Annotated in this window: 17 protein-coding genes and 3 tRNA genes; 11 read left to right on the forward strand and 9 right to left on the reverse strand. The window is 38.2% G+C overall.

What is annotated here, in order from left to right; genetic code table 11:
• Positions 1-75 precede the first annotated feature (75 nt).
• The 6 genes from CLOAM_RS00515 (at position 76) to CLOAM_RS00530 (ending at position 4,184) form a co-directional block, all read left to right on the forward strand.
• Complete coding sequence (locus CLOAM_RS00515; RefSeq protein WP_044278750.1) at positions 76-813, forward strand: hypothetical protein; 738 nt, start codon at positions 76-78, stop codon at positions 811-813.
• Positions 810-2,105: an adenylosuccinate lyase gene (gene purB / locus CLOAM_RS00520; RefSeq protein WP_015423879.1), complete on the forward strand. Its 1,296-nt coding sequence runs from the start codon at positions 810-812 to the stop codon at positions 2,103-2,105. The genes CLOAM_RS00515 and purB overlap by 4 nt, the downstream gene beginning before the upstream one ends.
• A 15-nt stretch (positions 2,106-2,120) precedes the next feature.
• Positions 2,121-2,570, forward strand: a complete 450-nt coding sequence (locus CLOAM_RS00525; protein WP_015423880.1) for a DUF2147 domain-containing protein — start codon at positions 2,121-2,123, stop codon at positions 2,568-2,570.
• Positions 2,571-2,598: 28 nt separating this feature from the next.
• Positions 2,599-2,763, forward strand: a complete 165-nt coding sequence (locus CLOAM_RS10100) for a transposase (protein ID WP_071818957.1) — start codon at positions 2,599-2,601, stop codon at positions 2,761-2,763.
• Positions 2,764-3,184: 421 nt separating this feature from the next.
• Positions 3,185-3,334 (forward strand): hypothetical protein, encoded by a 150-nt coding sequence (locus CLOAM_RS09535; RefSeq protein WP_015423881.1) that lies wholly within the window; start codon positions 3,185-3,187, stop codon positions 3,332-3,334.
• Between the two features lie 196 nt (positions 3,335-3,530).
• Entirely contained in the window at positions 3,531-4,184 is a 654-nt protein-coding gene (locus CLOAM_RS00530) for a hypothetical protein (RefSeq protein ID WP_044278751.1), read from the forward strand.
• Positions 4,185-4,609: 425 nt separating this feature from the next.
• On the opposite strand, the gene CLOAM_RS00535 is transcribed toward CLOAM_RS00530, so the two are convergent.
• Positions 4,610-5,047, reverse strand: a complete 438-nt coding sequence (locus tag CLOAM_RS00535) for an Hsp20/alpha crystallin family protein (protein WP_018198765.1) — start codon at positions 5,045-5,047, stop codon at positions 4,610-4,612.
• A gap of 501 nt (positions 5,048-5,548) precedes the next feature.
• On the opposite strand from CLOAM_RS00535, the gene lepA reads away from it, so the two are divergent.
• From lepA to rmuC, 5 genes are all read left to right on the forward strand, one after another.
• Positions 5,549-7,348 carry a translation elongation factor 4 gene (gene lepA / locus CLOAM_RS00540; RefSeq protein ID WP_015423885.1) on the forward strand — a complete coding sequence of 600 codons (1,800 nt, stop codon included), beginning with the start codon at positions 5,549-5,551 and terminating at the stop codon, positions 7,346-7,348.
• A 3-nt stretch (positions 7,349-7,351) separates the two neighbouring features.
• Positions 7,352-9,028, forward strand: coding sequence for a POTRA domain-containing protein (locus CLOAM_RS00545; protein ID WP_015423886.1), 1,677 nt, complete (start codon positions 7,352-7,354; stop codon positions 9,026-9,028).
• Positions 9,029-9,245: 217 nt separating this feature from the next.
• Complete coding sequence (locus CLOAM_RS00550; protein WP_018198768.1) at positions 9,246-9,437, forward strand: hypothetical protein; 192 nt, start codon at positions 9,246-9,248, stop codon at positions 9,435-9,437.
• 682 nt (positions 9,438-10,119) lie between these two features.
• On the forward strand, positions 10,120-10,842 hold the full coding sequence (locus CLOAM_RS00555) for a helix-turn-helix domain-containing protein (RefSeq protein ID WP_015423888.1): 723 nt from the start codon (positions 10,120-10,122) through the stop codon (positions 10,840-10,842).
• A gap of 14 nt (positions 10,843-10,856) precedes the next feature.
• On the forward strand, positions 10,857-12,236 hold the full coding sequence (gene rmuC, locus CLOAM_RS00560; RefSeq protein ID WP_015423889.1) for a DNA recombination protein RmuC: 1,380 nt from the start codon (positions 10,857-10,859) through the stop codon (positions 12,234-12,236).
• 94 nt (positions 12,237-12,330) lie between these two features.
• On the opposite strand, the gene CLOAM_RS00565 is transcribed toward rmuC, so the two are convergent.
• The 8 genes from CLOAM_RS00565 to CLOAM_RS00600 all read right to left on the reverse strand — a co-directional run bounded on the left by CLOAM_RS00565 (position 12,331) and on the right by CLOAM_RS00600 (position 18,995).
• Positions 12,331-12,999 (reverse strand): thiamine diphosphokinase, encoded by a 669-nt coding sequence (locus tag CLOAM_RS00565; RefSeq protein ID WP_232502684.1) that lies wholly within the window; start codon positions 12,997-12,999, stop codon positions 12,331-12,333.
• Positions 12,986-13,885 carry a peptidoglycan DD-metalloendopeptidase family protein gene (locus CLOAM_RS00570; RefSeq protein WP_015423891.1) on the reverse strand — a complete coding sequence of 300 codons (900 nt, stop codon included), beginning with the start codon at positions 13,883-13,885 and terminating at the stop codon, positions 12,986-12,988. Before CLOAM_RS00570 ends, CLOAM_RS00565 begins: the two co-directional genes overlap by 14 nt.
• A gap of 66 nt (positions 13,886-13,951) precedes the next feature.
• Positions 13,952-14,027: transfer RNA gene (locus CLOAM_RS00575), tRNA-Glu, on the reverse strand.
• Between the two features lie 32 nt (positions 14,028-14,059).
• Positions 14,060-14,134: transfer RNA gene (locus tag CLOAM_RS00580), tRNA-Glu, on the reverse strand.
• Positions 14,135-14,140: 6 nt separating this feature from the next.
• Positions 14,141-14,215 (reverse strand) — tRNA-Lys (locus CLOAM_RS00585).
• Between the two features lie 1,193 nt (positions 14,216-15,408).
• A complete protein-coding gene (gene dprA / locus CLOAM_RS00590) occupies positions 15,409-16,497 on the reverse strand; it encodes a DNA-processing protein DprA (RefSeq protein WP_015423892.1) in 1,089 nt (362 codons plus the stop codon).
• Positions 16,498-17,508 (reverse strand): GTPase ObgE, encoded by a 1,011-nt coding sequence (gene obgE, locus CLOAM_RS00595; RefSeq protein ID WP_015423893.1) that lies wholly within the window; start codon positions 17,506-17,508, stop codon positions 16,498-16,500.
• Positions 17,509-17,516: 8 nt separating this feature from the next.
• Positions 17,517-18,995: a T9SS type A sorting domain-containing protein gene (locus tag CLOAM_RS00600; protein ID WP_015423894.1), complete on the reverse strand. Its 1,479-nt coding sequence runs from the start codon at positions 18,993-18,995 to the stop codon at positions 17,517-17,519.
• Between the last annotated feature and the right edge of the window lie 501 nt (positions 18,996-19,496).

Raw genomic sequence — 19,496 nt, forward strand, 5'->3', positions numbered from 1 at the left:
CTTTTCTTGCCAATAATAACATAAGTCCCTTTACAAGAGAAATTCGGCAAACCGAGAAAACGATTGAGGTTAATAATGAAGAAAGCATTAATATCCGTTCTAATTATCTCCGCTATTATCATTTCTGCCTGTGCAGGACCCAAAGGTAAAAGCGAAGAAGAAAAATTACGCCAGCAGCTGAAAAAATGGGAAAGTTTTGATAGTGAAGGCATAGCAGAGGTCTCGTATAAAAGTTTGGCTATCCGTAAAATGTTTAGTGCTGCCAAAAACGGGAGTGAATTACGCTTTGACCTTTTTGATGGCGGGCTTTTAGGTTCGGCAGGAGAACCTTTACTTACTATGTATCTTGGGGATTATGTTGCCGTGAAATCACCTTTTATACCGATGCTGGAACTTTTAGATTTAACACCTTCCGCTCCTTTACAGAGCTTAAAATTATCTGCTAATGCCGATTCCCTTGTTGCTCTTTACGGCGAGAGGATTATTCGGGATAAGAAACTGGAGCTGAATGGAGTTACTATCAATTTCAACAAGGATTACCTTTTAGACAGTGTTTGGGAACCAGAAAACAAGACCCAAATGAAGGCATTATACAATAGTAAAGGAGACCTTTCCGAATTAGTTGTTACCAGTATAGACAACATTTCTCTTAGAATGAGTTTTGATAAAATTGAATATGTTCAGCCCCAGATTATTCCTCTGCCGAAACCTGAGCTTTCCTTTTCGGAAGATGCTTTGAAAGGATTAAACAACTTAAATCTGGAATCCCTGCTGAAGGAATTTCTGCAATATAAAAAAGAAGGCCAAAAATGATTCCGCGTTACTCAAAACCCGAAATGGAAAGAATCTGGACTTTGGAAAACCGTTACGAATGCTGGCTGGAAGTGGAGCTTGCAGCCGCCAGAGCAATGTTTGAAAAAGGCATTATTCCTAAAGAGGATTGGGAGACAATTAACATTAAAGCCGATTTTGACACGAACCGCATTGACGAACTGGAACAAATTACCAAGCACGATGTAATTGCTTTTTTAACCAATGTAGGGGAAAATATAGGTCCTGCCTCCAGGTGGCTGCATTTTGGAATGACCTCTTCCGATGTTTTAGATACCGCTACAGGGATGCAATTAAAAAGCAGTGGAGAGCTTATTTTAACAGAAATAAGTCGGTTGGCGGAAATTCTGAAATTGAAAGCCAGGCAATATAAAAACACAATTTGTATGGGGCGTTCGCATGGAATTCACGCAGAACCTACATCTTTCGGCTTAAAGTTTGCCCTTTGGTATGAAGAAATGCAGCGGAATATAAAACGCTTAAATGAAGCAATAGAAGAAGTTAGCGTCGGCAAATTTTCTGGTGCGGTAGGCAATTTTGCACATTTAAGCCCGGAAATTGAAGAACTTGCCTGCAAATATCTGGATTTGCATCCGGCAAATGTTTCCACCCAAATTATACAAAGGGATAGATATGCCTTTTTCCTTTCGGTTTTAGCAATAATTGCTTCTGGCATAGAAAAAATCGCTTTGGAAATAAGACATTTACAAAGAACCGAAGTGCACGAAGTGGAAGAGAACTTTTCCAAAGGGCAAAAGGGTTCTTCTGCAATGCCACATAAGCGCAATCCTATTGTTAGTGAACAGCTTTGCGGTTTGGCAAGAATTTTGCGTTCCAATGCCTTAAGCGCTATAGAAAATAATGCCTTGTGGCATGAACGCGATATTTCTCATTCCAGTGTGGAGCGTATCATTTTGCCTGATTCTTGCATTTTAATTCACTATATGCTGGATAGAACCTGTTCTCTGATAGAAAATCTGATAGTTTATCCCGAAAATATGCAAAAAAACCTGGAACTGACTAAAGGTCTTGTTTTTTCGCAAGCATTGCTGTTGCATCTTGTCCAAAGCGGTTTAACCCGGGAAAATGCCTATTCCTTTGTTCAGCAGGAAGCAATGAAATCCTGGGAAACAGACAGTAGTTTTTTGGATAATGTTTTGGCAAATAAGGAAATAACTTCTGTCCTTGCGGAAAGCGAAATTCGGGATATATTTTCTTATGAACGCTATCTTCGGAATGTGGATTATATTTATAAGCGTTGCGGAATTTTATAATCCGGGAGCGAAAAAATGAAGAAATACTTAATTATCGGGCTGGCTGTGGTTTTATGCCTTCCTGCCTTCCTTTTTTGCAAAGAGGAAACAAACCGCCTTATCGGCTACTGGCTAACCGGTGATAAAACAATGAAAATAGAAATTTTCGCCAATGAAGACAGCACTTTTGCCGGTAAGATTATTTGGCTGAAAGAGCCCAACGACAAAAATGGCAAACCTAAAATGGACACCAAAAATCCGGATGAAAAACTGCGGACGAGACCTTTGCTGGAAATGGTTATTTTAACTGGACTCATTCCCGAAAGCAATACCAAATATAAATCCGGTAAACTTTATGACCCCAATAGCGGAAAAACATATTCCGCCACTATTGAATTAGTTAATAATAACACTATTAATATCCGTTACTTCATTGCTACACCTACTTTAGGCAGAACCGATACCTGGACTCGCACTTCCCGCTAATTTTTAAGCAGGATAAGTAATTATCTGGCTGGATGTAATCTACACCAAGATCAGAACAGAGAGTAAAGTTAATTTTACTGTGGTGTTAATAGCGATTGGGCTCAAAGAAGATGGTTACCGTGATGTTCTGGGTCTGCACTTGGGGAACAAGGAAAGCTATTATATATTTTCCATTATGATAGTATATATATAGTAAAAGAGAAGTGACTGTCTTATTAATTTTAGCTCGTAAATTTAAAAGCCCGCAGGGCGACACAATGATAGCGATGGGTGCGTAAGCCCCTCGTAAGTTTAAACATATAGAAGTTTTTAAACCTTTTCTAAACTTTGGTAGAGCCCCAAAGGGCGACACTTCTATTTTGAACTTGTTTTGGCTCCTGGCAAATTGGAGTGTCGCCCTGAGGGGCTTTTTGGGACAAGGTTTTGAGAAATAAATTAATAATGATATTACTTTCCCCGAGGGGCTTACGCATCCATCGCTATCATTGTTTCGCTCTCCGAGCTTTTAAATTAAAGGGAAAATATATTATAGGGATGTTTATAATAATGAATGGCAGTGATGACTCCTGACTTAAGCAGTTATTTGGTTCTATACTACAAGGATATTTAGAGGATTGGATAAACGGATAATTGTATCTTTAAGAGCTATTGGAAAGGATCCAGAAAAACTGAAAAAGCCGATACCTTTTGAGGCAATCCATCGCGACAAGGTAGCTTTTGATGAAAAAAACTTGACGAGGATTGATAAAATGAAAAGAATGTAATTGGTTACTTGTCCATAATATAGATTGTGAGAAACGAGGGATAACAGATGCCCTCAAAGAACCTGAGAAACAACGAGTTGGAATTTACACCAACATTTGGGGCTAAACTTAATTTGAGGTATTGCTGAACAGTATGGACAGAATGCCTACATAGATGAAAAGAAGTAAACTAAAAGCGCTAAAAAAAGGAGTTAAAATGAAAAGAGCTTATTTGATTATACCCTTTGCCATTATTTTATTGCTGCTTACCTCTTGTGCTACAACAGGCGAAGAGCAGGCAACCAAACTTGTTACCAAATATGACATTGCCCTTACGAAAGTTAGTAGAGGCGGAGATGAAACTACACGAAGTAAAGCTCCTGTGGCTGATACTACCCTAGTAGATAAATTGCGTTACCATTATGATGACGAATTTATGCACACTATCTGGTATGCTTCCGAAAATGGCTTTGAACTGACCTTATACAATGCTTCGGATAAGAATATTATTCTGGACTGGGAAAAGGGTTTATATCTGGATTATGACAATATAGGCCATCGCTTGTTGATTTCCAGTACCCCTGATTCGGAAAAAGATAAACCCCAATCACCCAGCACAATACCTCCCCGTTCTAATATTACGGAAATTATCTATTCTGCCGATCATACCAATCCTTCAACCCTTTTAGGTGTTTATGTGCGCACTCCTCTTCTGCCAACGGAATACAAAAAAGCAGTCCGATTCAACGGTAAGGAAATGAAAATCCAGCTTCCCGTGAGAATTGATAATACCACTTATAACTATGAATTTACTTTCAAGATTGTTGGAGTGCGTCAGGAACAGGCAAAAAGCAATCTGCTATTCGGATAATTAGTTAAGCTCCCCTATTATTAAAGGTTGGCAATAAAGGCAAGGTGGACTTGTAGAGTCCTTTTTGGCAAGTATAATTTGATTTTCCTAGAAGCATTGCTTACCCATTGCTTACCCAATACTAATGCCATCCGTAATGGGTAAGCAATGGGTAAGTAATGCTCCTCAGGAAGAAACTGTATTTTCTTCTCTTATTGTAAGATAACAAACAAAATAAAATATATCGGGAGCCATCTCTGTCAAAATAACTTCTACACTACCTGCAAATTCTTTGAGCAGTGAGAACTCATAACGCTTTATGGAGTAGACGGAGGACGCCATTCCTCAGCCAAAAATTATGAAAAGCTTTTGCTACCTCCGACTACACAAAAAAAACAGGATTGCGCTTCTCAGCGCAACCCTGTAATTTGTTACACCATAATAGATTATTCAATGGTGATTTCTTTTTTGGGAGAGGGCTCTTTCTTCGGAATTATAACTTTCAAAACCCCATCTTCCATCTTGGCTGAGATTTTGGAAACCTCAACATTCTCAGGAAGTAAGAGGTTACGGCGATAGCTTCCACTGTATCTTTCACAGCGGTAAACTGTGCCTTTGGTTTCTTCTTTAGTAACATTACTATTAGCTTCAATCATTAATTGATTATCATGAATGCTGATTTTAACATCGTCTTTCTTAAATCCGGGCAGATTTGCCAGAATCTCAAAGTCCTTATCATGCTCCACAATATCAATTGCCATAGCCCGGAAGTTATCTTCCTCTCCTTCTTCTTCGTAAAAACGATTGAAGAACTCGTCAAATAAGCTGAGCATATTGCTCACCGGTCTCAGTTCGTTTGTTTTGCGATATGGTACGATTTTCATTTTGAACCTCCTTGTTCATTTTATCGTTCACTAATTATTATAATCCAGTTTTTCCAAAAAGCAAGAAAAAAATTAGCGGTCAAAGTACAAGAGTGCTAATTTCCTTTTATACAAAGAAATTTTAGACACTGAAAACACCGAAAACACCGAGATTTTTTTACAAAGAGGAAAATTTTAGCCACCGAAAACACCGAGATTTTTTTACTAAGAGAAAAAAGATTGGATTTAATAACTGTGTTAAATTAAATATAGCTTTGTCCTTCCTGCGTTCTTGTCCCTCCGGTACAAGCAGGAATCCACAGATGAGAAAAAATATTTATCCCTTTTCAAGCTGAAAACGATATTTATTCTTAAGAGAACAAAGCGAAAGTAGCTACTCTGTTTATATTACCCAGCTGTTTAAAAAGGATAATTGACAAAAAGGCAAGGCAGGTATTTTTGGACTTCAGTTTTCCGCTTCCCGGAAATGCAGTTTAACTTGATACAAATTAAGGAAATAGAATGAAAGAAGAGTTTATCCGCAATTTCTGCATTGTGGCACATATTGATCACGGAAAATCTACCCTGGCAGATAGATTTTTGGAAGAGACACATATTATTGGTAAAGGAACAGAGGTCTCTCAGATTTTGGACAGTATGGATTTGGAACGCGAAAAAGGCATCACAATTAAAAGTCATGCTGTCCGAATGGTTCATAATTATCAAGGTCAGGATTATGTTTTGAACCTGATAGATACTCCCGGTCATGTGGATTTTTCTTATGAGGTTTCCCGTGCTTTGGCATCCTGTGAAGGAGCCATTCTTTTAGTAGATGCCTCTCAAGGAATTGAGGCACAAACAATGAGCAATCTGTATCTTGCATTAGATAACAACCTGGAGATTTTACCTGTAATTAATAAAATTGACTTACCCAAGGCAGATATTGAGGGCACGGAAAACGATTTATGCGAAATTTTAGGTTGCTTACCCGAAGAAATAATTAAGGTTAGTGCTAAAACAGGCGAAGGAGTAAAAGACCTTTTAGATGCCATTGTAACTCGTTTACCTGCTCCTAAAGGCAATCCAGACACGGCTCCCAGAGCATTGATTTTTGATTCCTATTTTGATATGTATCGGGGTGTTGTTGTTTTAGTGCGTGTTTTTGAGGGGAAATTACAAAAAGGGGATAAGATAAAACTCTTTTCTACGGCAAGAGAATATGAAATTGAAGAAATCGGCTATCTGGGCTTAAAATTTTCTCCCCAGACAGAACTTACCTGTGGTGAAGCCGGTTATATAATTGCTAATATCAAAGAAGTTGCCGATGCCAGAGTGGGTGATACAATAACTTTAAGCAAAGGGGGTTGTGAAAATCCTCTTCCTGGTTTCAGAGAACCCAAACCAATGGTCTATAGCAGTATTTTTCCTATTAATGGAGAGGATTATGAAAATTTGGTGGAATCCATTGCCAAGCTGAAATTAAACGATGCCTCCCTAATTTATGAAAAAGAAAGTTCTGCCGCTTTGGGATATGGATTCCGTTGCGGTTTTTTGGGTATGCTGCATCTGGAAATTGTGAAAGAGCGTCTGTTGCGTGAATATAATATTCCCATTATGGCAACAACTCCCAGCGTGCGATTTTTAATAAAGCTGAAAAGCGGAGAAGAACTGCAAATCAATAATCCGGTTGATTTTCCTGATCCCAGCACTATTGAAAGTATTATGGAACCCTTTATGGATACGGAAATTATTGTGCCTACGGATTACATTGGGAATGTGTTAAAGTTAGTTCAGGAACGCAGAGGAATTCAAAAAGACATTCAGTATATAGATGAAAAAAGAGTTACTCTGCATTATGAGCTGCCTTTAATTGAAATTATCTTTGATTTTTACGATAAACTGAAAACCGTTAGTCGGGGTTATGCTTCTTTGGATTATACTTTTAAGGACTATCGGGAAACAGATGTTGTGAAAGTGGATATCTTAATAAACGGTGAAAAGGTTGATGCAATGAGCTTTATCTGCCATCAGGATAAAGCATATAATTGGGGAAAAAGTGTAACTGAAACCCTGGCGGAAGTTATTCCGAAACACCTTTTTAAGATTGCTCTGCAAGCAGCTATTGGAGGAAAAATTATTGCTCGTAGCACTATCAATCCTTTACGAAAGGATGTTTTAGCCAAATGTTACGGAGGTGATGTTTCCCGCAAAAGAAAGCTGCTGGAAAAACAAAAAGAGGGCAAAAAAAAGATGAAGGAAATTGGTTCGGTTTCCGTTCCCCAAGAGGCATTCCTGGCTGTGTTAAAAGCTGATAGGGAATAAAGGGTGGTTTTTTTTCAGAGCAGGCATTTTTTTTTAACACTCTTTTTCTGCCTTACTTTTGGGCTTATTTTAGCGATAAATATTGGAAATATAAGCTTTCAAGGCATTGCCGGAATAGAAGAAACAGAACTTTTTAAGGCAAGCGGTCTGCAAAAAGGACAGGAATACAATCCGGAACTTATTTCCAATGCCACTTCTAACTTGTATAAATATTTGCAGAATAAAGGCAGATACTTTGTTTGGATTTCCTCCCCGGAATTGATTCCGGAAGATGAAGGAACTGTTTCCCTGCTCTTTAAGATGCAAGAAAAAGCACCTTCCGATGAAGTAAAAATCCGCTTTCAGGGTATGCAGTATTTCAGTGAGGCAAAACTCTTTCAACTTCTGCTGCTTTCACCCGAAAGAAATTATCGCGTAGACCAGCTTTCCCGAATTATGCAACAAACCCTTTCGCTTTATCAAAGCAGGGGTTATCTCTTTGCCAAAGTTGAATTGGATTCTTTGGTTTGGGAAGAGGCATTGAGCGCTTATATCGGAATTGATGAAGGCAAACCGTTACGCGTGAAAAATTATATCTTTAAAGGAAATAAAGTTACAAAGGACAAAACCCTGCTGCATCTTTCTGGCTTGGAAAATATTGACTTGATTACTCCCGAGGTCTTAACTCAAGCAGAAGAAAATATCCAGCGAAAGAGTTATATCCGCAATTGTAATGTGGAACCTGTAAATGAAAATACCTTGCTGATAAACATTGAAGAAGGTAAAATGACTTATCTGGAAGGCGTTTTAGGAATGAATCGGATTAACGAGGAACTGAAATTATCAGGTCAAATCCGTTTGCAATTCTTGAACCTGTGGGGTACCGACCGTGCCATAAAACTTTTCTGGAAACAAATTCCTACTTCCAATAGCGAACTTTCTTTGGCGTATCACGAATCAGGTATTCCGGGAATTCCCATTGCAGGAGATATTGAACTCTATAGAGCGCAAAAGGATTCTACCTGGATAAAAACTCGCGGTAGCTTAGAAATTTATTATCAAATGCTGAAACACAGCTTAGGTATTGAACTGACAACTGAATCCTTAACTCCCGGTGCCAGAAGACCTGCTATTATAAATAAGGAAAAGGCACAAAGTATAGGCGCTTTTTGGAATTATAGCAATTACGCAGGTGGCGTAAATCCCTATAAAGGTATGGAAATGAAATCTCTTTACCGTTTAACCGGAAGCAATCTGACGAAACATTTATATGGAGCTACAGAAGCAGGCGTGAAGGGCTATATTCCTATTAAAAATCGCTTTGTGGGTTTTATAGGTGCGGAAATTCGTAATCTGGAAAACAAAAATGCAGAACTCTGGCAACAATATAAAATGGGGGGCTATGGAACTTTGCGTGGCTATTATGAAGATGAATTCAGCTCTTTTCGCCTTGCCTGGATAAATTATGAATTACGCTATCGCCTTAATCCTGATTCGCGTATTTATCTCCTCTTTGATCAGGGGTTTTTAGGCAAGGAAAAAAACAAGTTAAAGACCGATCTTTTTGGTCTCGGTTTCGGAATGAAAATAAATACACGCTTAGGAATTTTAGGATTGGAATATGCTCTTGGTTATAGGGATAAACACTTTGCCAATCTTGGTTCCGGGATGATTCATCTGGGCTTGGATGTGGCGTTCTAAAAAAAATACTTGCCAAGATTTTGGTATCCTAAAATGATGTCTCCAATAACTAAGTATATAGATGTGACTAAGGACTGTGTGAAGGATAGATGAGAGTTTTTTAACTCTATCAGGCCTTCAATAGAACCGGCAAATTTTTATATGTCTTGCCAAAACAAATCAAAAAAAAAGAAAAAAACCTAAGTACCCGAAAGGGAATTTGCTTATGGAGGAATCAATGAAGAAAGTTCTCTTAATCACCTTGCTCGCTATGTTGCTGATCAGCACATTGGTTACTGGCTGCAAAAAGAAAGCAGAAGAGCCCCAGGAAGAAGTAGCTCCTATTGAAGAAACTACTCCTGCTCCTGATACAACAGTAGCTCCTACACAGAGCCAAACACCTACAACTACTACACCAACCGGTAAGTAGTTTATCAGCTAATAAACAATAGCGCAGTCCTTAAAAAAACGGGTGTCTTCGGATGCCCGTTTTTTGTTTTAAGCTGATTTTTAGCCACCGAAAACACCGAAAGATGTAAGTAAGAAGATTACGCAGATTTTTAGCCACCGAGAACACCGAAAGATTTAAGCACACAGATTTTTAGCCACCGAAAACACCGAAATTTATATATAATTATAACCAATAATATTAGTTCGTAGTTCTGGGTTCGTAGTTCTGGGTTCGTAGTTCGTAGTTCTGGGTTCGTAGTTCGTAGTTATGAGTTCGTAGTTCGTAGTTCTGGGTTCGTAGTTCGTAGTTCTGGGTTCGTAGTTCGTAGTTGCTTATTAAAACTTATATTTTTCTCTTTATCTCTTTTTCTGTTGGTAAAAAAATCTCGGTGTCCTCAGTGTTTTCGGTGTTTTCGGTGGCTAAACTTTTTCTCTTTTCTCTTTGTAAAAATAATCTCGGTGTCCTCAGTGTTTTCGGTGTTTTCGGTGGCTAAACTTTTTCTCTTTTCTCTTTGTAAAAATAATCTCGGTGTCCTCAGTGTTTTCGGTGTTTTCGGTGGCTAAACTTTTTCTCTTGACAAATTTAGTGGCACTAATAATTATGGTTTAAGATGTTAATACTACTCATTTCTAAGTGTAGCTAACATCGGAAGGAGATAATTATGATTGGAGAACGACTTAAACAGATTCGTCAAGTATTGGGAATCAAACAGGTTGATTTAGCCAAGGTCTTAAAGATTAATCCTTCCGCTATTTCTCAAATGGAAAGTGGCAGAACCAATCCTTCTCTGGAAACGCTTTCGGAATTGGTGGTAAACTATAATGTGAATCTGCACTGGTTAATAACGGGTATAGGAAAAATGTTTAATACTGCTAATGATACATCTTCTCAGAATGGTTCTTGGGATAATTTTCAGAAGCTCTTAAATGACCGTTTGGAAGAAATTGTGCAGGCACATTTGGATTTAATGGATTCCGACACTGTAGAAATTCCAGTTAGTGGAGAAATTGCAGCGGGTGAACCAATGGAAAATTATGGTACTTTACTGGATGTTGTAACAGTGCGTCGTTCCTTGATCAATGGTTCTTTGAATAATTTTGTGGCTTTAAGAGTGAATGGACGCAGTATGGAACCGGATATTAGAAATCAGGATGTAGTATTAATCCGTTATTGTAATGAATGGCGAGAGCTGGCAGGCAAGATTTGTGCGGTGCGTATTGATGGAGGAATAACATTAAAGCGTTTAATTTTGGATGATGTTCAAAAGATGATCGTATTGCTTTCTATAAATGAAAATTATCAACCGATTCTGATTGATCCGGATAGTCATACAGATGTTACACTAATCGGTTCGTTATATTTTTTATTCAGGATATTACCTTAAGGAGGGATAAATAAATGACTTTAGTTTATCTTCTTATTATTGTAGCCATCGTCTTTGCTATTGTAAATTTATATATTTTACTTTCTCAACGGCATAAAGGCAAGGAAAATGGAAATATCAGTGAATTGAAGGGTGCCTTTGAGACCTTTGAACGCTATAATCGTGAAGAAATGAGCAGTTTACGAACTGAACTTTTAAGTATCAGTGCTGAAAACAGAAAAGAACTTAGTGACTCTATTAAAGCTCAAAATGAGGTCTTAATAGCACAAACAACTGCCAGCAGGGAAGAACTGAATAATTCCTTTAATACCTTAAAACAACAGATTAATAACGATTCTGCCGTTAATCGGGAAGAACAGAAAAAAGCATTGAACGACCTTTCCGAGAATTTTACCCGCAGAATGACAGACCTGATAAATATTCAACAACAGGAAGCAGAAACATCGCGTAAGACATTGGAAACCAAAATGGAACAAATTCGTCAAAATAACGAGACCAAACTGGAACAAATGCGTCAAACGGTAGATGAAAAATTGCACGATACCCTGGAAAAGCGTTTAGGTGAAAGTTTTAAACAGGTTAGTGAGCGTTTGGAGCTGGTACATAAAAGTATGGGAGAAATGCAAAGTTTGGCAAATGGAGTGGGAGACCTCAAAAAAGCCCTTACCAATGTTAAAAGGCAAGGAGTTTTAGGGGAAATCCAATTAGCGAATTTACTGGAAGACATTCTTACTCCCGAGCAGTATGAGAAAAACTTCCGACCTAATAAAAACCGTGATGAAAAAGTAGAATTTGCCATTCGCCTGCCAGGAAGTTCGGAAAAAGAGGAATTTGTATATCTGCCTATAGATGCCAAGTTTCCTATAGCGGACTATCAAAATATTATGAATGCTTATGATATGGGTGATTTGGCGGAAGTGGAAAATGCCAGAAAAAGTATGGTGCAAAGGATTAAAAATTGTGCCAAAGATATACGGGATAAATATATTAATCCACCTGTTACTACTGATTTCGGAATGCTTTTTCTACCTTTTGAAGGTCTTTATGCCGAGGTCTTACGCAGTCCGGGACTTTTTGAGACAATTATGCGAGATTATCATGTTATAATTTGCGGTCCAACTACCACTGCTGCTGTAATTAACAGTTTGCAGGTGGGTTTTCGGACCTTGGCAATTCAGAAGAAGACCTCCGAGGTTTGGAAAATCCTTGCCTCCATCAAACTGGAATTTGGGAAATTTGGTACTATTTTGGAGCAAACCCAAAAGAAACTGCAAGAAGCATCAAATAATATTGAGAAAGCAAGTTACCGCAGCCGTCAAATAGAAAAACGACTGGATAAGGTTCAAGAATTGCCTGTGGAAGAGGCAGAAATAGAACAAATTCTGGATGTTTGATTGGCGGAAGAACAACATCCTGTCTTGCTATTTTTTTCTTTTATAAGTTGGCAAGGACATCAACTTTCCGGGCAAACAAGGTTGACGGAAAACATCAACCTTCCAGGACTGCCAAACAAATACCTTCCGTTTTGATAATACCTGCTGACGAAGCAGTTATAATATTACTAATTCCGCGTGATTGATAGTCCCTTATTACGAGGTCGTTCAGGGGATATTTCAGGTTTTGGGACCAGGAAAAAACAACTTTTTCGGAGAGTGGGATAAGAGAAAGCAATTTTCCCTGGCAATTGTTAAATTCTATGCTATCCGGCAGAATAAAAATGGACTGGTTTTCACTTTCAATCCTATAAGGAACAGGGTAGGATATTCTTTCGCCTCTTGGACTTTTTATTTTTAACAAATTTATGGCAATAGCCAAGGCGTGATCAAAGCGACCTTGCATATCGTTGCAGATAATTATTTCCCGATAGCATTTTTGCTTTAAACACCAATCCAGTGCCAGTTCGGTATCCGTTTCGTTTTTTTCCGTAGGATGCTGGTGGAAGGGGATGTCAGCATATTTTTCAAGCATTTCGGGGTCAATGGAATCCAGGTCTCCAATCAGAACAAAGGGCTCTAATCCAAGCTCATCTATTTTTCTTATGCCGTTATCAACAGCGATTAAATGGTCTTTTCTTTGGATATTTTTATAGTGGGAAACAATATCTTGGGGAGCGTGATTGGTAAAAATATAAGCGCGGTTATTATTAACGCATAGCATAGAGAGGTTCATCTATTCGGTTCAAATAAGCAACAGGATTTACTTTTCCCAGATTATTATGCACTTCATAATGCAAATGAGGACCTGTAGAAATTCCCGAACTGCCCATCAGACCTATAATTTGACCTTTTATAACTTGATCACCGGAACGCACCATATAGCTATAGAGATGACCGTAAAGCGTTTGATATCCATTTCCGTGATTGATTATTATCCTTTTGCCATAACTCGTTTCATAATCGGTAGTTACCACAGTTCCGGCAGCAGTGGCATAAATTGGAGTTCCTGCCTCATTGGAAATATCAAGACCATAATGGAATTCAATTTCATTCCGAATAGGATGAACTCGTAAACCCCAGCCGTCTGATATTCTGCCGAAAGTAGGATAAATAGAAGGTATATAATCGGCAGGATTTTCCCCTGTAGGCAAAGCAGGGTTTGCTTGCGCTGGTTCTGAAATCAGCATCAGAATTGTAGCCAGCTTTGTTTCCAGGTTTTCCATCTGATTGCGCAAAGCCGGTTCAAAAACAAAGTCCGCCTTTTTTCCCTGCTTAAAATTCAGGGTAGGATAGTCCTCTGAGTTCTCATTAATTTTTATTTGTAATTCATTTAATCTCTTATAGATAGAATCTACAGTAGCGGAATAAAAATCAAGTTTGGCACGTAGTTCCTTATTTTCCGTTTCCAACTGCTTAAGAACTTTGTTACGATGAGAATTGCTACCTGCCATTGTGAACATAATAATTGTGGAAACAAGCAAAAATGCCAAAAGCACAATTATCAAAATAAAGGCATAATGAGGCAGGGTGAAGCTGTGTTTAACTCCATCCATTCCAACTTGATAGCTTATTTTCATTTTACCTTTGTTGATAAATTCGTTTTCCACTGGTGTCCTTTTCTCTTATCTTTTTTCTTTCTATATTATGCAAAATACGAACCAAAAATGGTTATTTGGCATCCCGTAGGGGAATCGAACCCCTGTTGCGTGACTGAGAATCACGAGTCCTAGGCCACTAGACGAACGGGACACAAATTGTTTCCTTATTTTTACCCTATAAATTGGCGACCCCTAGGGGAATTGAACCCCTCTTGCAAGAATGAAAATCTTGAGTCCTAACCAATAGACGAAGGGGTCGCAAACTGGTGATCCAGGTTGGAATCGAACCAACGACTCTCTGCTTAAAAGGCAGATACTCTACCGCTGAGTTACTGGACCTTTTTTCTGCTTATCTTTTAAGCTAAAAATTTAGAGGTGGTTTCTATGTCAAGTAAAATCGTATTTATTTTTTAACACCGAGATCACTGAAGGCATTATGCGTTCTCACTTATTTTTTCAAATTGGCGTTTTTGCTGGCTTGCGATATCACGATTTTTTCAAAACGATATCAGGATTATTTCAAATAGTTTTCGTATGGCATTGTATGGCTTGCGATTATGGCCGGCACTCTTTTTATTTTTCCAAGAAGAAGTTCCGTAGGAACCACAGGTTTTAACGACGGGTTTTAACCCGGTGAAAAGAGCATCAGAGAGCCATTATCTCTTTTTCCAAGAAGAAGTTCCGTAGGAACGACAGGTTTTAACGACGGGTTTTCAACCCGGTGAAAAGCAAGCAGGAGAATCATTATCTCTTTTTCCAAGAATAAGTTCCGGAGGAACGACAGGTTTTAACAACGGGTTTTAACCCGGCGTTATGAAGTTGGAAGATATCTTATTTCCTTTTTGCGAATGAGTTCCGAGTAAAGTGGAAGTTGCCAATACATTTGTTCTCAACTGCATTTTGGGGGTTAAGTAAAGTCCATTGTTTTCAAGGCATCTCAGCTTTTTCCCAACTTGAATTGCTGAAGCATTGCTTACCCATTACGGATGGGATTAGCAATGGGTAAGCAATGAGTAAGCAATGCTATTAAGGAAGAAAATGGAATTATATTTATTTAGTAGGAGTTAGGAAAATTTAGGGGGAAGAAGAAAATATTATATCTGTAACTCCATATTTTATATAGTTTTAATATTCATAAACTCTATAAAATAAGATAAATCCTGTAGTGATGGCAGTTAGTTAACGACGGGTTTTAACCCCGACGCATATTCTATTTTAACTCACAATTTTCACCGGGGAGAAAGTTTTGAGAAAGTTTTGACTCACAATTTTCACTTGCCCTCCAGGTACACACATCCCACAAACATCTTCATTTGCAACCGAGTTATAACTTGTTTACGAATTAAAAAATTGTGAGTTAAAACAAGAACCAGAATTTGTGACTTCGGGGAATACTTTCGTTTTAACTCTAAACCGAGCTTCAGCTTTGAAAGTAGAAGGCAACGAACAAAATTTCCTGTTACCTCAGAATATAGTTGCAAACACAAAAGGGTCGGTTTAGAGTCAAAACAAGAACCCACTATTTCGCAGTTTTACAATTTGATGTAGGAATTGCCGCTGCTTTTAGCTATCAGTCCTTTCAGTTCCAAATTCAGCAGTAAAGTAGAAAGTTTCCCAAAACCGAGACCCGTTTTCAGCATAAATTCATCAAAAGTAAGTTCTTTTTGTGCAGAAGACAAAATATCATAGAGGGTCTGTTCTTCGGATGACAGTTCCGGAATAAGTTCCATTTGTTCTTTGGGAGAAGGAACTAAGCCCAAATCCATTAAGAGGTCATTGGCAGAACTGATTAAGGTAGCACCCTGTCTGATGAGCAAATTAGGACCTTGGGCATTGCGGTTATTTATATTTCCTGGCAAAGCATAGAGCGGTTTATTTTGTTCAATGGCAAATTTGGCAGTGAGCATAGCTCCGCTATTTAAAGAGCCCTCAACAACTAAAACGGCATTGGCAAGAGCGCTTATTATTCTATTACGGGTAGGAAAATTCCAGCGTTCCAGTTTGCTTCCGGGTTCATATTCACTAACCAGAGCTCCGTTTTCGCATATATTTTCTGCAAGTGTTTTATTCATAGGGGGATAGATATTATCCAAGCCGGAGGCAAAAACGGCAATTGTTTTGGCTTTTGCTTTCAGAGCTGTCTGATGAGCAATGGTATCAATTCCCATAGCTAAGCCACTGACAACATTCACTCCTTTTGCGCATAAGGGAGAAAGGAGTTTACGACACATTTCCAGTCCGTAGGAAGTTGGTTTACGAGTTCCTACAACTGCGATACAAAGGTCTTTCAAGGTTCCCGTAAGGTCTCCTTGGTAATACAAAATCAAAGGTGGATCAAATATTTCTTTTAAGGCAGCAGGATAATCGGGATCGGTTAAACAGAGATATTGAAGCTGATGTTTTTCCATTAAAGTTAAAATTCGTTTGTTGTCTTCAGGCAGGGTAAATTCCCTTAAGTGCTTGATTGTGGCGGGTTTTAGTTTGCCATTTTGATAAAGCGGATGAGAGGGATTACCCACAAATTCTTGAGGATCAGGAAAACTCTGTAAAAGTTCCAGTGTTCCTTTTGTGCCTAAAAGGGGAGCTGATTTCAAGCAGAGCCATGCTTTATATCGTTCCATCTAACGGCTCTGCTGTAATATATTGTAAATTTTGTATTTAAGTTCATCTAAACCGTCTTTGCTGACTGCGGAAATGGCAAAAATTTCATCATTATATTCCTTTTTGAAGGCATTGCGTATTTCCGTCAATTTCTGCTTTAAGTCCTCGGGAGAAAGAGTATCAGTTTTGCTGATTACAATTAAATGGGGTTTTTTATCCATAAAGGAATCATAAAGATACAGCTCCGACCTCAAAGTTCTGTATGCTTCCAAAGGATCGGGAGTGGCAATATCAATTAAAAAAAGCAAGAGATGAGTTCGCTGAATATGACGCAAGAATTGATCTCCCAATCCCTTACCTAAATGCGCTCCTTTAATTATTCCCGGAATATCAGCCATCACAAAATTCTGATAATCACTAATATAAACAACCCCCAGCATCGGTTCCAAAGTGGTAAATTCATAGTCCGCTATTTTAGGACGAGCTGAAGATAACACACTTAAAAGAGTGGACTTACCTGCATTGGGAAAACCCACTAAACCCACATCAGCCATCAGTTTCAAAACCAGTTCCAGCTCCATCTCTTCTGTTTTAACACCTGGAGTTGCAATTCTTGGTGCCTGATTTGTGGGAGTGGCAAAATTGTAATTTCCTTTTCCTCCAGAACCACCTGCGGATAAAATAACCTTTTCTCCGGCTTGTGTTATATCAGCCAGTTTATATTTCTTGTTTTCTTCAAGCACATAAATTTCAGTGCCTAAAGGAAGATGCAGAATACAATTCGCACCTGAAGAACCGGTTTTTTTAGCTCCGGCACCTGGTTTTCCGTTTCCTGCCTTGAAAATTTTATGATAACGATAGTCCAAAAGAGTATTTAAATTGCTGTCTCCAATAGCAATAACATCTCCTCCCCTTCCTCCATCTCCTCCATCAGGACCACCTTTGGGAACATATTTTTCGCGTCTGAAACTAATTGTGCCATCACCTCCGTTTCCGGATTTGATTTTTATTCGGGCGTAGTCAATAAACATATCTGCTGTTACTTTGCCACCACAAATTTGCGCTTAAGCGTCTGTTTTCCGTTTTCTACTATCATAAAATATACTCCTGAAGATAATTGTTTTCCGGAGACCATTCCTTTCCAATTGATATTTAATTCGCTGTTTCCGGTTGGGGGCTGATTTAGTTCTGTCACTTTTTGTCCTTTAATATTATAAATTTCTATGCTTACAGGACAGTTACACAAGCCCTTCAAATTAATATTTACCGGCAAAGAATAAACCGGATTAGGCATAGTGCAGGATAATAAAGAAGGAATAAGGTAACTATCTTGATTTCCAACAAAATGAACCACATCCTGAACTATATCAAAACCGTTATCACTAAACCGCCAAATAAGAGAATCAACTTCTATAACAGGTAACTGTAAAGTGTAAGTTACAGGGAAAGAATAATCCAGGCCTGTAGGTAAAAATTGCAATATTGTGCCATCCGATAAGATAGCTTCACTTATTAGAGGAAAATCCGCATCCGCATCCCAATAATCAATCAGTAAAATTCCCGTTGAGGGATTGTAACCATTGAAAGTGCAAACAGGAAGTGTATTCTGGCTCACCTGATAATAATTATCCTGAAAGATAATAAAGGCAGGAGTGCTATAATCGCCAAGCCCAATCTGTGGTTCCAAATTTGCTAAATCTATATCTACTTTCAGCGTAAGCCCTAACATCATTATAGCATCCGGTAAAGCACCAAAATTTGGATCGGCAGTTAAATCACTAATATTACAGGCAAGATGTAAAGCTCCTCCCGAAACTTGACTTTGAACATTGCCTAAACGCGTAAAAACAGGTTGTTGTGTGGAAGAATCATAACCAACTTTATACAACCCGCTGGAAATTAAACCGGGAATATTAAAACTATAGACCATCGCATAACCTACACTATCTATCAACGAGGTAATATTGCCCAACACGGCAAGATATACATTGTAACTGGTTAGTGAATTCATTATCGGAAAACTACCGCTGCAGTTCTTCATTGTAAAATATATTTTATCGGAACTAATTGCAGTGTAGGACTCCCGTAAATCCAGATTTTGAGAATATACCGTTACACTATCCCCTTCTGCATCTGTAGCTATATAAGCCATTTTATTTAATTGTGGAGGAAAAGTATCACTATCCCAATAAGCAGAATGCATCATAGCGATGGTTTCACCCATTTCTTCAACGCTATAATGAAGACGGTAACGCAATTTCTGATTAAAACTATAGGGTGCCAATGCTTCCTTTTCTCCTGCAGATATATCATAAATAGTTGAATTCTGCCAGGGCGCATCATTGGCACTATAATAAAACTCCGGATTTAATGTCCCTTCGCTTAAGTCCTCCCAACGCAAATGAATATAGCCATTTTCATCTCTGGAACTATGACGAATGTTCCCAAAAGGCAATTCATACTGAGCCATAAGTAAAGTAGTTATACCCACTAAAATAACTGTTAAAATATGTTTCATTGCTACCTCGCTTTCCTGAAACTGGCTAATATCATATATACTTGTAATTCCTGCTGTCCTCTGTCCTTACTGAAAAAGCAGGAATACATTTTCCTTCTCTGCAAATGCTTAAAGGCATTAAAATCACTTTACCCCTCATAATTTGTACTATTTATAATATAATACTGGAAAGCCCAGCTTATGTCAAGTATTTTCTGCTGTTCATATTTCTACGGGAAAAGTTCCTGACTAAAGATGATATCTTCAACAATAGGATTTTATAACAGATTTGGCCTAATCATCTTATTGAGTGAGTAATGAAGAGGCGGTAATTATCCAAGCATAGCTTTTAAAATCTGATTTGAGATCATATAGTGATTATTTACTACTTTTGGCTAAAAGGATATTTCCCCAGTCATTCATATCAGAATATTACAAGTATAGAGTTTCAATACAAGAAACGAAACAAGTAGATAATGATTAGTTTCGAATGAGAGCTGTCTAATAGAATATTATTTATTA

This window comes from Candidatus Cloacimonas acidaminovorans str. Evry (assembly GCF_000146065.2).
Taxonomy (GTDB): domain Bacteria; phylum Cloacimonadota; class Cloacimonadia; order Cloacimonadales; family Cloacimonadaceae; genus Cloacimonas; species Cloacimonas acidaminivorans.

What these genes read in the sequence shown, in the direction of transcription:
- rmuC (WP_015423889.1), top strand. Translation starts at nt 10,857, where the DNA reads ATGACTTTAGTTTATCTTCTTATTATTGTAGCCATCGTCTTTGCTATT.
- CLOAM_RS00565 (WP_232502684.1), bottom strand. Translation starts at nt 12,999, where the DNA reads ATGCTATGCGTTAATAATAACCGCGCTTATATTTTTACCAATCACGCT.
- CLOAM_RS00555 (WP_015423888.1), top strand. Translation starts at nt 10,120, where the DNA reads ATGATTGGAGAACGACTTAAACAGATTCGTCAAGTATTGGGAATCAAA.
- CLOAM_RS00550 (WP_018198768.1), top strand. Translation starts at nt 9,246, where the DNA reads ATGAAGAAAGTTCTCTTAATCACCTTGCTCGCTATGTTGCTGATCAGC.
- lepA (WP_015423885.1), top strand. Translation starts at nt 5,549, where the DNA reads ATGAAAGAAGAGTTTATCCGCAATTTCTGCATTGTGGCACATATTGAT.
- CLOAM_RS00515 (WP_044278750.1), top strand. Translation starts at nt 76, where the DNA reads ATGAAGAAAGCATTAATATCCGTTCTAATTATCTCCGCTATTATCATT.
- CLOAM_RS00525 (WP_015423880.1), top strand. Translation starts at nt 2,121, where the DNA reads ATGAAGAAATACTTAATTATCGGGCTGGCTGTGGTTTTATGCCTTCCT.
- CLOAM_RS00530 (WP_044278751.1), top strand. Translation starts at nt 3,531, where the DNA reads ATGAAAAGAGCTTATTTGATTATACCCTTTGCCATTATTTTATTGCTG.
- purB (WP_015423879.1), top strand. Translation starts at nt 810, where the DNA reads ATGATTCCGCGTTACTCAAAACCCGAAATGGAAAGAATCTGGACTTTG.
- dprA (WP_015423892.1), bottom strand. Translation starts at nt 16,497, where the DNA reads ATGGAACGATATAAAGCATGGCTCTGCTTGAAATCAGCTCCCCTTTTA.
- CLOAM_RS00535 (WP_018198765.1), bottom strand. Translation starts at nt 5,047, where the DNA reads ATGAAAATCGTACCATATCGCAAAACAAACGAACTGAGACCGGTGAGC.
- CLOAM_RS00600 (WP_015423894.1), bottom strand. Translation starts at nt 18,995, where the DNA reads ATGAAACATATTTTAACAGTTATTTTAGTGGGTATAACTACTTTACTT.
- obgE (WP_015423893.1), bottom strand. Translation starts at nt 17,508, where the DNA reads ATGTTTATTGACTACGCCCGAATAAAAATCAAATCCGGAAACGGAGGT.